This window comes from Maribacter sp. 6B07, from assembly GCF_002700155.1.
GTDB classification, from domain to species: Bacteria; Bacteroidota; Bacteroidia; order Flavobacteriales; family Flavobacteriaceae; genus Maribacter; species Maribacter dokdonensis.
The window spans coordinates 146,764-163,648 of record NZ_PDUT01000002.1; the positions used below are offsets into that span (position 1 = coordinate 146,764).

Annotated in this window: 9 protein-coding genes; 3 read left to right on the forward strand and 6 right to left on the reverse strand. The window is 33.9% G+C overall.

Features of this window, described 5'->3' with window-relative positions; all coding sequences use genetic code 11:
• Window positions 1-48 precede the first annotated feature (48 nt).
• Window positions 49-1,230 carry an OmpA family protein gene (locus CSC80_RS10400; protein WP_099191632.1) on the forward strand — a complete coding sequence of 394 codons (1,182 nt, stop codon included), beginning with the start codon at window positions 49-51 and terminating at the stop codon, window positions 1,228-1,230.
• 47 nt (window positions 1,231-1,277) lie between these two features.
• Here the strand turns inward: CSC80_RS10400 and CSC80_RS10405 are convergent, their stop codons facing one another.
• The 3 genes from CSC80_RS10405 to CSC80_RS10415 all read right to left on the reverse strand — a co-directional run bounded on the left by CSC80_RS10405 (window position 1,278) and on the right by CSC80_RS10415 (window position 3,793).
• Window positions 1,278-2,381 (reverse strand): GNAT family N-acetyltransferase, encoded by a 1,104-nt coding sequence (locus CSC80_RS10405; RefSeq protein ID WP_099191634.1) that lies wholly within the window; start codon window positions 2,379-2,381, stop codon window positions 1,278-1,280.
• Window positions 2,381-2,992, reverse strand: coding sequence for a formyltransferase family protein (locus CSC80_RS10410; RefSeq protein WP_099191636.1), 612 nt, complete (start codon window positions 2,990-2,992; stop codon window positions 2,381-2,383). The genes CSC80_RS10405 and CSC80_RS10410 overlap by 1 nt, the downstream gene beginning before the upstream one ends.
• Before the next feature lie 114 nt (window positions 2,993-3,106).
• A complete protein-coding gene (locus CSC80_RS10415) occupies window positions 3,107-3,793 on the reverse strand; it encodes a hypothetical protein (RefSeq protein ID WP_099191638.1) in 687 nt (228 codons plus the stop codon).
• Between the two features lie 396 nt (window positions 3,794-4,189).
• Here CSC80_RS10415 and CSC80_RS19785 point away from each other — a divergent pair, with 396 nt between their 5' ends.
• Both CSC80_RS19785 and CSC80_RS10425 read left to right on the forward strand, forming a co-directional pair.
• Window positions 4,190-12,217, forward strand: coding sequence for a PKD domain-containing protein (locus CSC80_RS19785; protein ID WP_099191640.1), 8,028 nt, complete (start codon window positions 4,190-4,192; stop codon window positions 12,215-12,217).
• Window positions 12,218-12,434: 217 nt separating this feature from the next.
• Window positions 12,435-14,483 (forward strand): HAD family hydrolase, encoded by a 2,049-nt coding sequence (locus CSC80_RS10425; protein WP_099191642.1) that lies wholly within the window; start codon window positions 12,435-12,437, stop codon window positions 14,481-14,483.
• A 61-nt stretch (window positions 14,484-14,544) separates the two neighbouring features.
• Here the strand turns inward: CSC80_RS10425 and CSC80_RS10430 are convergent, their stop codons facing one another.
• The 3 genes from CSC80_RS10430 to CSC80_RS10440 all read right to left on the reverse strand — a co-directional run bounded on the left by CSC80_RS10430 (window position 14,545) and on the right by CSC80_RS10440 (window position 16,868).
• Entirely contained in the window at window positions 14,545-15,195 is a 651-nt protein-coding gene (locus CSC80_RS10430; RefSeq protein WP_099191644.1) for an HAD family hydrolase, read from the reverse strand.
• Window positions 15,179-16,150 carry an ATP-grasp domain-containing protein gene (locus CSC80_RS10435; RefSeq protein WP_099191646.1) on the reverse strand — a complete coding sequence of 324 codons (972 nt, stop codon included), beginning with the start codon at window positions 16,148-16,150 and terminating at the stop codon, window positions 15,179-15,181. Before CSC80_RS10435 ends, CSC80_RS10430 begins: the two co-directional genes overlap by 17 nt.
• Window positions 16,151-16,244: 94 nt before the next feature.
• The gene (locus CSC80_RS10440; RefSeq protein ID WP_099191648.1) at window positions 16,245-16,868 is read right to left on the reverse strand and encodes a sugar transferase; all 624 of its coding nucleotides are present in this window, start codon (window positions 16,866-16,868) and stop codon (window positions 16,245-16,247) included.
• Between the last annotated feature and the right edge of the window lie 17 nt (window positions 16,869-16,885).

A 16,885-nucleotide genomic window follows, 5' to 3' on the forward strand; every position in this document is an offset into this window, starting at 1 on the left:
GACCTCATTTACAATTATTTTTACATTTTATAACCCAAATTATTAATTATGAAAACTACTAAAATTTTCAGTTTTATATTTCTGCTCGTGCTATCGTCTGTCACATTTGCTCAAGATGAGCTTCAGATAACGGCTAAAGATAGTGTTGTGCAGAGTTCATGGATTGTTGGTATAGGTTTAAATGCCGTAGATGATTCTGGTAATGTCTTTGATGGTATTTTCAATGTTGGTAAAGAATGGAATATAGTTCCATTTCCTTCAAGGGTAAGTATTGGTAGGTACTTTAAAAATGGATTGGGTTTAGAAGCTATTGGAGCTTTTAACACTTATATGGAGGGTAATATAATTGATGGAAATGTAATATCAGAAGATATCAATTACTATAGCTTTGATGGTAGAATAACATATGATCTCAATAAAATTATTGGTCAGACTGGTTGGTTCGATCCTTATGTTGGTATAGGGGCTGGTTATACAGATGCTAACAATAAGGGTAGAGGTACGTATAACGCAGTAGTTGGATTCAGAACTTGGTTTTCGGATCGTTGGGGTTTAGATTTTAATTCAAGTGGAAAATGGGCAATGAGTCAAGCTGATGGTGCTACAAATCACATACAACATGCAGCGGGTGTTGTATATCAATTTGGTATCGAGAAAGGTCTTTCCAAACGAGGTGAAGAAAAATTAGAATTGTTAGCGGCAATTGAAAAAGAAAAACAACGTCAGCAAGATTCAATCAATGAAGTAAATCGATTAAAGGATGAAGCCTTATTGGCAGAAAGGCTTAAGAAGCAGCAAGAAGCGGATGCATTGGCAGCTGCTGAAAAGGCCAAAATAGATGCGTTAAATAAGAAAAGGGAAGAAATTAAGTCACGAATAGAAAGTTTGGGTAATGTTTATTTTGCCTTAAATTCTTCCGTGGTAAATACTAGTTCTAAGAAAGTTTTAGATTCTTTGGCAAATGTTCTAGAAGAAATACCAACATTAAAATTAAAGATTACTTCTCATACAGATTCAAGGGGAACCTCTAAATATAATGATTGGTTATCTCAACGTAGAGTAGATAAAACAAAGGCTTATTTAATTTCTAAAGGTATAGTTGAAGATAAACTGGTTACAGAAGCATATGGAGAGACTATGTTATTAAACGAATGTGATGATAATACATATTGTCCAGAAGATAAACATGCTGTGAACAGACGTTCTGAGTTTGTTATTTTAGAGTTTTAAATGTTAATCTAAATAGTCGTTCTCCGTGTTTTATGTACATTTCTGTTTTATATAGAAATTGAATTAATTGGTTTTCTATACATAGGGAAAAAATCGTTTGTATTTGGGTCTGAATAATTAATGGAGTTCATTGTAAGTGAATTTTTAATTTCTTCATTCAAATACTCGTATATTTCTTGGTTAACGATTTTTCTTCCGGTATAGAATGTAATATCATTTTCTTTTGGGAAAAATGATTTTTTATAAGCATAAAGATTGTCATTGTTAATTCTGCCACCTCCTAGAACATAGGTTTTATAGCCGTTTTCTATTGCCCAATTAATAATATTTACTTTTAAAAAATCATTTGGACGACAATTAAAAAATTCTGCATTGGTACCGCCAAGGTATGAGTATATTGTATCTTTTGATAATAATAAAAATTCCGTGGAAATAGGGGTGTTACCTTTAGAGACTATAGCGATAGCGCAATGTTGTGGATTCAATTTTACATAATTTTGGAAATAGTTTAAAGAAAAGTATAAATCAATATCCGCATTGCGTCTAATCATTGTGTTTTTGTATATGTCATAAAATTGAGAAACGATTTTAGGTTCCATGTTACCTGAATATACATGAAATGTTAATTGATTTTCTACAGACTTTCTGAAGTTATTTCGAACCTTTTTATCAAACTTATTCCATATTGTATTTGGGTCTGTAAGTTCCCCACAAACATTTTTTAAGGTCGGTATTATTTTACCATTATAGCCTAAGGTGTTATTGTTAAGGCTAAACCTTATAAATTCTGTAATAACATTATTTTCCTTATACCACAGGTCAGCAAGTTGCCAAAATTCATTCATGTCTTTTTCGTTGGCCTCTTTTGATATTAGTGGACCGCTATATCCATATGGACTAATAACGTCATTAAAAGTGGTTTGTTTGTTGTTGATTATAATAGACCGAAGAACTATTGGCATTAGGATTATGGAATCGTTGGCTTTACGCAATACAAAACAATGGATTGAGTTTTTTGAAAATTTATTGTTAAGGTTTAAATCAAATTTGAAAAAAGGGTTGTCATCATTAATTTTTGCACACTCTTTTAGGTAAGAGCTAAAGTTCTTTGGTGTGTCTATATTGAAAACTTTAAAAGAGTTGGATTTCATTATTTAATTTTAATTGCTTGAAATTCATCTGTTAATTTATTAATTGTTTTGACAATTATTTTGAATCCTTTTTTACGAAATTTTGTGTAAAGTAATTCAAAATTATCATTGTCATTTATTTTAATAGCTACTTGATTTAATATAATTCCTTTGTCATATTCATGGTTTATAATGTGAGTGGTAATTCCTGTAATTTTAACTCCATAAGCCAAGGCATCTTGAATAGCTGTCTTTGTTCCTAAAAAACTAGGAAATAGAGACGGATGAATATTTATTATTCTGTTTGGAAACGTACTTAACATTTCTTGTTTAATTAAGTATTTATAGTTCAGGAGAAATATAAAATCTATTTTTCTTGATAGTATTTCGTGGATTAGTTTTTTTTGATGTTCAATAGAATCTTTAAATGTGTTTCTTGATATTTGCAAAACATCAATACGGTTACACTTTGCTATTTTAATCGCACTAAAATCGCTTGATTCGTAAATGATTAGAGAAATATCGAAGAAGTTTTGTTGAGGATTTTTTTGATAATAATTAATGATGTCATATACATTATTACCTTTTCCGCTACACAATAATGCCCATTTTACTTTATCGGAATTCTTCATGTAATCTCATTGAAGTAAGTTTAATCTATGATTACAAAGAGTTAGATTTTATAGTAAATGTATATTTAATTAATTACATTCTATCCTCTCATTAAGAATATTTTAAGGGAGAATTTAATTTCCAACATTGAAATTGAAAACCGATGAGGAAGTTTCATTTCCAACATAGTCTCTTGTTACTATTTTCCAATAATATGTATTGCCGGCCTCAACGGGAATATCGTTATATCTAGTTGTTTCAATATTCTCGATAAAAATTTCGGGAATTTCAGATTCCCCAAAATACAGGTCATAGTTCAATATGTCATTGTCTTCATCTTCGCCCTTCCATATTAAATTTACGGTGGTACTGGTTTGCGATATTGATGCTCCTGATACTGGTGATATTGCAATTGCAGCCAAAGGCGCCGTAGATGTTTCCCAGGGACCTATGTTTTTAAAAGTCCAAAGGGAACTTCCGTGATTTATAGAATCACTTACTGCCCATGAATAAGAGTTGTTTCGTTTAAGTGGAATTGAAACTTTATTACCAGTACTTTCATACACTTGAACAGTTTTATTGTCGAGGTTGGTCAGCTCTAGGTAAAATATCTGGTTTTCATCTTCAGTTGAAGATTCCCATTTAAATTCAAGTGTATTGGTTGTATCTGTAAGTATTATTCCTTCGTTAACCTCAGAATTGTCTTCTGGATATAATAAGTAAATGGTGTTTTTTTGGTATTCAAGAACTTCAGCATCAACGCCACATGAATATATTCCTATGAAAATTAAAAATATGAAGATTATTGTCGTTTTTCTCATTTTAACTTATAGAGTGGGGTTGGTAAAAGTGCAAAAAGTCCAAAATTAAAGATTATATGTTCAACGCTCTAAGTATTGATTGTAAATGTAACTATTTCATATTAATTGATTTAAATGGTTTAATTAATTCAAAGAAAATAAGTAAACATTGCATATTTTGACAAAGTTGCAAGTAACTAGTTCATATGGTAGTTGTTGACTGGAAAAAATAGTAGATAAATGCAATTTTTTTGTAAGAATTATTCGGTTAAATCATTGTTTTAAACCTCCTTAAATAAGCTTTATATATTGAAATTAAACGTTTTTATATGGCGTTGAACGATATTAATCGAGTGTTCGTTAATATTGCTTTTTTTTTGTTTTATAATTATACCCATCTCTATATTAATTAGAATTATGATTAAAAAAATTACTTTATCTTTTCGTAATGTAAAAAAATTACTGCTAGCAACAAGTGTTGTAGGTTCAGTAGCGGTTTTCATGAGTTTTAGTCCAATGTTTTTTGGACCTGGTTTAACCGAGGCTACTCCTTATGTAGCATTTACGGATACCAACTTTCCAGATCTTAATATTAGTACTCAGCCTTATGAAGTTGCATTTGAGAATTTAACTTTTGATTATCCTTTAACATTTAATCCTGTACCAACACAAAATCGTATTATAGTTGGTCAATTAAATGGGGAGATTTTTTGGTTTCAAGATGATCAAAATGCAAATGTTAAAAACTTAATTGTTGATTTTTCTGAAGAAGTCGGTTCTGCTGCGGGTACTAGAACTGATGGAAATATTGAAGTTTGGGACGGTGGTCTATTAGGACTAGAATTACACCCTGATTTTGGGACAAGTGGTAATAATTATGTATTTATTTATTATACAACGGAATCAGAAACAGGTGATGATACCTTAAATGATGGAGGAAATGGTACCTTCGGATGTGATTTCAATAATTTTCATGGAAATTACATTCATTTAGAGCGTTTTGAAATTGACCCTGTTGATCTTTCCTTTGTTGAAGGTTCTAGAACTAGGCTAATAAGACGTAGAATGTTAAACACTGCACACCGTGGTGGGGCTTTGGTATTTGGAGATGATGGTTTTTTATATGTAGCAATAGGGGAACAAGGACGTGCAATTAGCTCTCAAGATATATCTGAAAATATTGATGGAAGTATTTTACGTATAGATGTGGATATGGACATTACTAAAAGTCATCCGGCAATAAGAAAAATGCCTGAAGACATAGGGGCACCAGAAGAAGTTACAGGTCAGAATTATTTTATTCCTAATGATAATCCTTTTTTAGATCCATCAGGTAATAATTTTGAAGAGTTTTATGCTATTGGAATACGGAGTCCACATCGTATGAGTAAAGATTCGGATACCGGTTCAATATATATAGGTGATGTAGGGCTAAGTACTCATGATGAAATAAATGTACTTATATATGGTGGTAATTATGGCTGGCCTATATATGAAGGTGAGGTTCAGGGACCTGAAAATGGTTGCGGAATTACTAGTTTGTTAAATGGCATGCCTCATGAATTACCATTAACTGCATTCTCAAGGGAGGATGCTGGTTCTATTATTGGCGGTCATGTATATAGAGGTTCGGAATTCACGTCTTTTAATGGAAAGTATATTACTGCGGACTACATTACTGAAAAGATATTGTCTGTTGATATATCTTCGGGAGAGGTTTCCACTTTGGGTTCTATGCCTAGAAGACCTATTTCATTTGGAGAAGATGCTGATGGAGACATATTTTACCTTACTGCAGGTAATAATATACAATTACTAAGGTTTGTTGAACCAGGAGTTGTTACTGGTGTACCTCAAACCTTGACAGCAACTGGAGCTTTTACCGATGTTGAAAATTTGGTGGTTAAAGATGGTTTTTTACCGTACGAACTAATTGACCCTTTTTGGTCTGATGGTGCATTGAAAAAACGTTGGATGGCTATTCCCAATGATGGAAATCCAGATACAGTTGATGAACAAATTAATTACTCTGAGAATGGTATTTGGGAATTTCCTGTAGGTTCGGTAATGATAAAGCATTTTGATTACCCTATAGATGAAAACAATCCAGAGGTGACGCAAAAAGTTGAGACGAGATTTTCTATAAAAAATAGCAATGGAAATTGGACTTTCTTATCATATAAGTGGAATGCTGCACAAACCGATGCAACACTTATTGATATGAGTACTGGTGATGCACAAGATGTTCAAGTTGCTTTAGAAGGTGGAGGTAGTAAAACTATTACGTGGCAATATCCATCCACAAGTGAATGTTTAAGTTGTCACAATGAAATATCAAAAGGTACTTTAGGACCAAGAACTAGATACCTGAACAGTGAATTTGATTACGTTGAAGTTGGCGGTGTTGTGGGTAATCAATTAGTTACATTAAGTGAGCTTGGTTTTATAGAGGAAACCATAACTGATGGCGATACACAAAACTTTTTGACCCATGCATCCATTAATGATATTAATGCGAGTGTTGATGACAAAGCAAGATCATACTTAGATTTAAATTGTGCTTATTGTCATCGATCGGATAATAACCTTCGCGCAGATTTTGATTTAAGATTATCAAAAAGTTTAATAGAAACTAATTTATTGACAGCATCAATTGCGGAACCTGTGGAAGAAATGCCATCGGATCAGCAGATTATTTTTGTTGGTGATCCTTCAAAATCTCAAATTTATCATAGAGCTAATAGTACTACACCAGGGGTTATGATGCCGTGGCTAGCCAAAGGTCAGGTAGATGAAGCTGGTGTGGCCTTATTGGAGGAGTGGATTACTAACTTGTCAATTCCACCTACACCGGTAATTTCGGCAGATAAAACGCTTGGTAATATAGATTTGATAGTCAATTTTACAGGTAATGAATCTACCGATGACGAGTCTGTTGATTCATATGAATGGACTTTTGGTGACGGTGGAACATCTTCAGAAATAGATCCTAGTCATACGTATACAGTACCAGGTGTTTATACCGCTACTTTGGCAGTTACAGATAATGATGGTCAAACAGAATCAAAATCAATTGAAATTACTGTAACTGGTGGCGCTGTTAATAATACAGCAGATGAGAATATTAATGTAGCCTTGGCTGGTGATGCAATATTATCTAGTCAAATACATGGTGAAGAGGGGCGTGGGGTAGCCCAGGACATATTATATGACCCTTCAATCAATGATTACGTTGTAGCAACGGATTGGAATGAATTTGGAGTTCTTCGTTATCATGATTCGGGTACATTGCCCATTGAAGAAGCTATTACTTGGAGAGTTGATTGGTTGAATAAAAAGTTAGTTAACTATATCACTTTTGGAGGAACTTATGAAAATCAACCTCAACCCAATACGGCTTGGAGACTTAGTTATCGTCAAGGAGACAATTGGATAGTAATAGAAGAAGGAGTTGGTGGTTGGATCGATTCCGGAATTTATGAATGGGGAGGTAAATCTCAAGATCCAGTTGAAGCTGATGCTTTCCGTATGCAATTATATAGTGATGGCGTAAATGATATTGAAAGTACGCATTTAAGGGCAAGAGGAGGTAACTCTTTAAGAATTGACGACACTGACCAACCTATAAAAGCAACCTTGTTTCAATATTTGGAAGATGATGGTGCTCCAACGGCAAGATTTGATTATACAACTAATGATCTGGAGGTAACTTTTGATACTTCCGAAAGTACTGATGATGTTGGTATTGTTACCTTTGATTGGGACTTTGGAGATGGTGAGACATCTGATGAACAAAATCCAGTTTATGATTTTGTAGGTCCAGGAACTTATGATGTTACTTTAACGGTAACGGATGCTGATGGATTAAGTGATAGTTTTACGCAAAGTATAACTGTTGATGGAGTTCCTGTTATACCGGTGGCCAATGCCTCTTCCAATGTTCAATCGGGTCCTGCGCCTTTGACTGTTGAATTCACGGGCAGTGGTTCTACAGATGATGTTAGCATAGTTTCCTATGCTTGGGATTTTGGAGATGGTTCTACGTCTTCTGAAGAAGATCCAATATATGAATATACGGTACCTGGTACTTATAATGCTACATTAACGGTTACTGATGCAGATGGTAACGCTGATGAATCAACCATAAAAATTGTTGCAAATGGAGGTGCAGTGGATAATAATGCAAACGCTAATGTGAATTTAGCCTTGTTGTCAGATGCTGTATTAAGCGGTTCGGTAGAAAATGGTCGAGGTACACCTGAAGCTATATTATATGATCCATTACAGGATAATTACTTTGTTGTCACTGATTTTAATGAATATGGTGTTTCCAATGGTGAAAACTTAGGAACTCCAGATGTAGATAACGGTTTTAAATGGCAGGTAGATTGGGCTAATAGAAAGGAAGTTAATTATATCACTTTTGGTGGAGTATATCCTAATCAACCACAACCAAATTCTGAATGGAGAATTAGCTATAGAATTGGTAATGATTGGACTATCTTAGAAGAAGGAACTGGTGGGTGGATCGATGCTGGAATCTTTGAATGGGGTGGTGCAACTACAACACCCATTCAGATGGACGGTCTTAGGGTTCAAGTGTATAGTAATGGTGTAAATGAAGTGGTAAGTATTCATTTAAGAGGTCGAGGTGGTATTTCTAATAGATTAGATGATAGTGATACCCTAACAAAAGCTACCTTAATACAATTTTTACCAGATACAGGTGCACCAGAAAGTGCTTTTGCTTACACTATAAATAATTTGGAAGTAACTTTTGATTCTTCTGAAAGTACAGATAATGTTGGCATTGTTTCCTATACATGGGATTTTGGAGATGGTAACGGTTCTACCAGTGCAAACCCTGTACATACTTACGAAACTTCTGGTACATATGATGTTACTTTAACAGTTACGGATGGCAATGGTTTAAGTGATATTTCGGTTCAAGAAATTACTGTAATGGAAGATAATTCTATACCGGTGGCGGTTGCTGCATCAGATGTATCCGTAGGTCCTGCACCTTTAAATGTACAGTTTACAGGTAGTGATTCTAGTGATGATGTTGGTGTGGTCTCTTATTTGTGGGATTTTGGAAATGGAGAAACTGCTGATGTGGCTAATCCAAACTATACCTACTCGGCATCTGGTAACTATACGGTTACTTTAACGGTTACCGATGCGGATGGTAACACCAATATAGACGAACTTAATATTTTAGCTAATGGGGGAGCTGTGGACAACAATCCAAATGCCGGTTTAAATTTGGCATTACTTCCAGATGCAGTGTTAAATGGATCTGTTTTAAACGGTAGAGGAACACCGCAAGCTATTCTTTTTGACCCATCAAGAGGTAATTATTATGAAATAACCGATTTCAATGAGTATGGGGTTGCAAAAGGTGAAAACCTTGGTACACCTGACGTTGATGATGCATTTGTATGGCAGGTAGACTGGGCCAATAGAAAAAATGTTAATTACATTACTATCGGTGGTGTTTTTGATAACCAACCACAACCAAATTCGTTATGGAGAATTAGTTATAGAGTTGGAAATAGCTGGACTATCTTAGAAGAAGGTACGGGAGGTTGGATCGATGCTGGTATATTTGAATGGGGTGGGCAAGCTCAAGCGCCAATCGCTATAGATGGGCTTCGTGTGCAAGTATATAGTGACGGTGTTAATGATTTAATTAGTATCCACTTAAGAGGTAGAGGTGGTGTGTCTAACATAGTAAATGATAGTGCTACGGAGACAAAGGCTACGTTGATTCAATATTTGCCGGACACAGGAGCTCCTGAAAGCAGTTTTGAATATGTTATTAATGATCTTGAAGTTGATTTTGATGCTACTTTAAGTACTGACGATATGGGTATTATATCTTATGAATGGGATTTTGGAGATGGAAATATGTCAACTGACCAAAACCCAACAAACGTGTTTGCAACTTCAGGTTCTTACAGCGTTATGTTAACGGTAACCGATGCAGATGGTTTAAGCGACACCTCTACACAGGTCATTAACTTGGGTGCACCGGCAAATGAAGCGCCAGTTGCCGTAATTGAAACAAGTCTAATTACCGGGGCAGCGCCACTTACGGAAGATTTTGTAGGGAGTAATTCAAGTGATGATGTGGCTGTAGTTACATATGAATGGGATTTTGGAGATGGCAATTTGTCTACTGAAGCAGATCCTACATATGTTTATACTCAACCTGGGAACTATACCGCTACTTTAACGGTAACAGATGAGCAGGGATTAACGGATCAAGCATCTGTAGATATTATTGTAACCAGTGATCAACCAGATAATGAACCTAATGCAGGTATTAATATTGCCTTATTACCAGATGCAACGGTAACTGGATCTGCCACAAATCCTAGGGGAACAGTACAGTCTATATTATATGATCCGGCTAGAGATGATTATTTTGTTCGAACGGATTATAATGAATATGGGGAGCCGTTTGGTGCTAATTTAGGAACACCGGATGTTGATAATGGTTTTAGATGGCAAGTAGATTGGGCCTCACGTAAATTAGTGAATTATATCACCTTTGGTGGTGCATATGATAACCAACCGCAGCCAAACTCTTTATGGAGAATTAGTTACCGTGTAGGTAATGATTGGATTATTTTGGATGAAGGAGCAGGTGGCTGGATCGATGCTGGTATCTATGAATGGGGCGGTACGGAACAAGCACCTATTCAAATGGACGGATTAAGGGTTCAAGTTTATAGTGATGGAGTTAATGATTTGGTAAGTATTCATTTACGTGGAAGAGGTGGCGTGTCAAATTCTTTAGATGATAGTGCTACTGAGACAAAAGCTACATTAATACAATATTTACCTGATACCACTGCACCTGAAAGTGCTTTTGATTATACCATAGATGAACTTCAGGTAAGTTTTGATTCTTCGTCAAGTACGGATGATAACGGAATTGTATCTTATTTTTGGGATTTTGGAGATGGAAACACCTCTGACGAACCAAATCCAATTCATGTATACGCTGCCTCTGATACCTATAATGTTTCCTTAACGGTTACGGATGCAGATGGTAAAGTAGATACTTCTGCCGCTAATATTTCTGTGGCTGGAAATGGTATTCCTATAGCGCTTGCTACCGCAGATGTATTGGAAGGTGATGCTCCGCTAACGGTTTCCTTTAATGGTAGTGGGTCTTCTGATGATAATGGTGTAGCATCCTATTTATGGGATTTTGGAAATGGTGAAACTTCAAATGAAATGAATCCTGTATATACTTTTGAAGATGTTAATGTTTATGAGGTGATATTAACGGTAAGCGATGCTGAAGGTCAAACCCATAATACTTCATTGACCATAACCGTAAATGAACCAAACGTGGCACCAGTAGCCATAGCTAGTTCAGATATTGTTTCTGGTGAAGCGCCACTTACTGTGTCTTTTGTAGGTAGTAACTCCACAGATGATGATGGTATAGCTAGCTATACTTGGGATTTTATTGATGGCGGTACATCAAATTTGGCAGATCCAGAGTATGTTTTTGAAACTGCAGGTGTATTTGAGGTTGCCTTAACCGTTACGGATGAAGAAGGATTGTCCAATACCACAACGCTGACTATAACGGTTGAAGAGGGTATGGTTGTAAATGAAGCACCAGTTGCCATAGCTAGTTCAGATATAACAACAGGTGAAGCACCGCTTTCAGTATCGTTTGTAGGTAGTAATTCTACAGATGATAATAATATTGTTACTTATTCATGGGACTTTGGTGATGGAGGAACTTCTATGGAAGCCGATCCAGAGCATGTTTTTGAAACTGCCGGTGAGTTTATGGTGGTATTGACCGTGACCGATGATGAAGGCTTAACAGATGAAGCATCTCTAGTGATTACGGTGGTTGTTGAAAATGATTTTAACGAAGCACCAGTTGCTGTGGCTAGTTCAGATGTGGTTACAGGTGAAGCTCCGCTTACGGTATCATTTATAGGAAGTAATTCAACTGATGATAACGGTATTGTTTCTTATGAATGGGATTTTGGTGATGGTAACATAGTACTTGAGGCAGATACTGAATTTGAATTTGAAACAGCTGGTACATATGAAGTCGTTTTAACGGTAACAGATGAGGAAGGTTTAACGGATTCAACTTCATTGTCAATTGTGGTAGAAGAAAATGAAGTACTTGAAGAAGTAGCGTTGGATATGGTATTATCACCTAATCCTTCCGTAGATTTTGTTGAAATAACTTTAAATGGTATTGTTGATGATGAAGATATCATAGGTTTTATGCTCCATGATTCCGCGGGTAGATTAATTAAGCAGTACACCCCTAATGAAATTTTTGTAAGTGGCACGTATAGAATATCATTAGAAATTTTAACCGCAGATGTATATGTTGTTACTGTTGTATTGAATAATGATGAACCTGTTTCTAAGAGACTAATTTTAAGAAGGTAACATTTGTTTTATAATTTAAGTCGTGTTAAAGTTTTTTTACTTTAGCACGACTTTCTTGTTTCAATCATGTTATGCTGTTAATTATATAGTTTTATCGAATAATTATAATAAAACTTATTATTTAAGGTTTAATTTGTCAGCAGGCATAGGTATTTATGTTTAGAACTTAACCAGCTTAATAGATTATAGTTATTAGTAGCCATTAAAACAATTCAAATTGAATAATACAATACAAAAGATAAAGAACGATTCTAGTATAAATGTCGTTTTTACAGATTTGTTTGATACTTTAATACATAGAACAGTTCATCCAAATTATGTATATAGAATTTGGGCTAAATTTCTCATTAGAGATTTGGGATTAACATTAGATGTTGGGGTTTTGTTTAAGATTAGAGCAAATGTTGTATCTAAGCTAGCTGCCGATATGAAATTAAGTAAGGTTGAGGTGCCTTATGAGCTAGTAATGAAGGAAGTGTACTATAGATTGATAAATTCTAATATTCTGGATAACGTAGAATGGTTAGAATTTTATAATATTACTATGGAAGCAGATTATAGAAGTGAAACTTCTGTACAGTTTATAAACGCTTCATTGGTAGATGGTCTAAAATTTTTGAAGTCTGAAAATTATAATATTTATATAGTTTCAGATTATCACTTGCCTAAAAGTATTATTTTAAGATTGTTAGATTTTCATGGTATCACTGATATTTTCAATGAAGTTTTTATTTCATGTGATTATAAAAAGAGTAAAGAAAGTGCAGGTAATTTGTACCCTTTAGTTTTAGAAGCAACAGGTTCTGTTGCAGCGGAAACAGCCATGATGGGAGATAATAAAACCAGTGATGTTATTAATTCCGTTAAACACGGTATTTCAGGAAACTTCTTAAAGCATTATTCACATAAATTTAGAAATAAAAAGAATTTATTCGGTAATGTAGAAAAGGAGTTCATTAAGGCTTGTAAAAAGGTAGAAAAGAATTGTAAGAAAAGTGATTATCCATTTAGTGAATATATCATTCACTTTTATTTTTTTACCGAAAGATTGTATACTGAAGCAAAAAAGAACGGTATAAAGGATTTATTCTTTTTGGCACGTGAAGGTCATTATTTAAAGCATTTATTTGATGCTTATCAGAAATTTAATGGAATAAGTTCAGAGAATCAAATAAACACACATTATTTCAAAGCTTCAAGACATTCTGCTAAACAAGTTTCTCTAAAACCTATTGAAGAAGAAAAATTTGCTCCTATAAAAAAGAACTATGATGTCATGACAACTGCCCAGTTTCTGGAATCTTTTAATATTGAAGAAAAAGATATATTAACAATTGCTTCGGCGGTTGGTGTAGATAAAGATGAAGAAATTGAAAATTTCAGTGCATCGGACGTTGTTATTAAGTTACGAGCTAATGACGCTTTTAAAGAAGCCTATGAGTTACATAGGGTAGGGCAACGCGATGCTTTTAATAATTATTTAAATTCATTTAACGTTGACTTTAAGTCAGATGGTATGACTTTAGTTGATGTGGGTTGGGGAGGTACCATGCAAGAATGCATTTATCAATACTTAAATTGCGAAGTACCGGTTACCGGATATTACATAGGTTTGCGCGAAATTTATACTATAGAAAGTAAAACAAAAAGATACGGCCTAAATTTTACGGTGTATCCTAAAAAAGGTTATTCTGACCATATTCTTCAAGCAAATGGTCAATTGTATGAGCAATTATTGGCAGCCCCACACGGAAGTACCTTAGGTTATAAGAATAATCCCGAATTTCCTACTATAGAATACCATGAGCCTAATGAAAAAAAGGTATTTGATGAATTTATATCGCCTATTCAAAAGTTTATGGATACGCAATTCGATGATTTGATGAAATCATTAAATGGACTTACTTATTCTGATACTATGGTTCAAAATTACATAACAGGACTTGCGTTGAGGTTGGGATTGTTTACTAATAGGAAGAAGTTGAAATTTATACAATTAATCTCTAAAGGTTTTTATCAAAATGTTGGGGGAAATAAAGTAGGTATGGTTTATGATCCAAGTCAATTGTCTCAATCCAAAATACAGCTTTTAAAAGAATTTATTTGGAGTCCGGAAAAGACATTTAGATACTTGGTAAAGGTTAAGCCATTATTATATGATAAAAAAATGGCTTGGATGGGGTGGACAGTGAGTAGTTCGTATTATTATATTAAGTTAAATAGATACCTGAAAAGTAGAATGTTTACTAAAGATTTAATTAGTTAGATATCACAAAAAATAAACCGTGTTGTTATTCTACAATGCGGTTTTTTATTCTTAATACTTATTATACGACACTTATTTCATTAAATGATCGTATTAAGCTTTCTGGTGAGTTTAATGCGTTGTAACAACTGTTAGGGTGTATGTTTAATCCATTATCAATAAGACCAATAGTATGCCAACCTAGATACGCAGGTGTTATAAAGTCCTTTTTAAAATTATCTCCAAAATAATAATACGTAGAAACCTTTAATTCTTTCTCTATTAATTTGAAGTTTCTTTTACTTGGTTTTTCGGTACCAACACTTTCGGAAATAATACAGCAATCAATAAGGTTCCATATACCTAACGCCTTTAATTTATTGGATTGTGTAACGGTTCTGCCGTCAGTAACAATACCAATTTTCCCCTGTTTTTTCTTAATGCCTTGAAGGAGTTCCAAAACGCCAGGAAAAGGTTTAATTGTAGGAAAATGGTTCCTATACTGAAATATCAGATAGTCTATGGAAACATCGTATTTTTCAGCTAAATATAAAAAAGGATTATCTCCATTTCTATAAATTGAAAATACATGATTATAGAGAATTTCAGTATCTTTTTCAGTAAGCTCTGAACAAATATACCAATAGGCAGATTTTAAATATTCTATTTCATTATATAAGGTATCATCTAAATCAAATACCAAAGCTGTAGATCTATCAATCTTTATATCCATGCACTAAAACTTCACCGTCATATCGAAGCATAAGTAAATCTTCTTTCCAATCATCGAAATAACCTGTTAATTCTTCTCCTAATAAGTATTCTTGTAAAATCCATTTTACATAGTTTGCACCAGCACTATGCGTTAAAGGGTAGCCACCTCCAAATCTTGGGTTCACTTCTATACCATAAATGTCTTTGGTTTCTTTGTGCATAAAAAATTGAACCGTTAAGCAGCCTCTTATGCCATCTAGGTGTCCTAACTGTTTTTTAATAAAGGGTACTAATTCATTCTTTTTGGTAATTCCCTTATTTACTTCACCGGCTCTTACATAAAGTCGCTGTCTTGGTACTGCACATCTTAAATTGCCATTTTTGGTATAATAAAGATCACATGTGAATTCATCATAAAGGTCGTGGTCCAAGTATTCCAAGAACATTAATTTTTTGTTTTCATAATGATATTCGGTCAATTCATCCTTATTCTTAATAACAAAGTTGTCAATACTGCTACTACCATCGTAAGGTTTTATATAAAGTGGTAATTGAAAAGTGTTTTTGCAGTATTCTTCCGCTACATTAACCCCTTTAGATTCAAAAAAATCATGGATCATTCGTTTATCCCTACATTTTGCAACAAAATCTTCATTGGGTACCACTACCGTTATTCCATTCTTTTTTAATAATTCTTTATGCTGTGACAATGGTAATAAAGAGGGATCTATAGTAGGTATTATTAATCTAATGCCTAAGTTGGTACACTTTTTTATTAATAACGAAATATATTCTTTATCACTTGCTTTTGGCATAGTAAAACTTCCATCGGCAACTCTACATGCAGCGGATAATTTGGGGTTCATGTCTGAGCCATATACCTTTGCATCGGGGAAAATAGATGTCAATTCTTTTTTAAAATAGTTGGCCAAAGAAACTCTGCGACCTATAGAAGTAATTAATATATTATTCATTTAAAGATTTATCTTGGCAGATTATTAAGCATAACTAAATGCAAATTAAATAATTTAAGGTTATTTTAACATTTGCTCAAAAATAGCAATTATTTTAAGATATTGGTTTATAACTTTTTCTTTCAATATCTAGATCGGCCATATAATTGCTCTGATCTAGTTCAACGTCAGAAGTTTTAAAGACTTTAATTAATGTTTTGTAAAAAATTTGCGCATCTTGTTTAAAACTTAAATTCTTAACATAGTAAATATCTTTTTTAAATTTTTCATCCCAACTCATATAATTTCTACCTGTAATTTGAGCTAATCCTGTAATGCCTGGGCGAACCGAAAACCGAATTCTTTCTTCAGGTCTATAGTAAGGTAAATATTTAACTAATAAGGGTCTTGGACCAATAAGACTCATATCGCCTATCAAAACATTAAACAGTTGCGGCAGTTCATCTATTGATGTTTTCCTTATGAAGATTCCAAGAGAAGTTAACCGTTCAGTATCACTTAATAGCTCTCCATTTTCATCCTTTTTATTGTTCATGGTCTTAAATTTAAAAACCTTAAAGATTTTTTCGTTTTTTCCAGGTCTACTTTGTGTGAAAAAAGGGGTGTCCTTAAAGTCTAAAGCCAAAATTACAGCTACTACTAGTAAAATTGGTGATAATACCAGTAAACCAAATAGGGAAAGAACAATATCAAATAATCGTTTTAAGTATTTATACATGATTAGGGGACTATTTA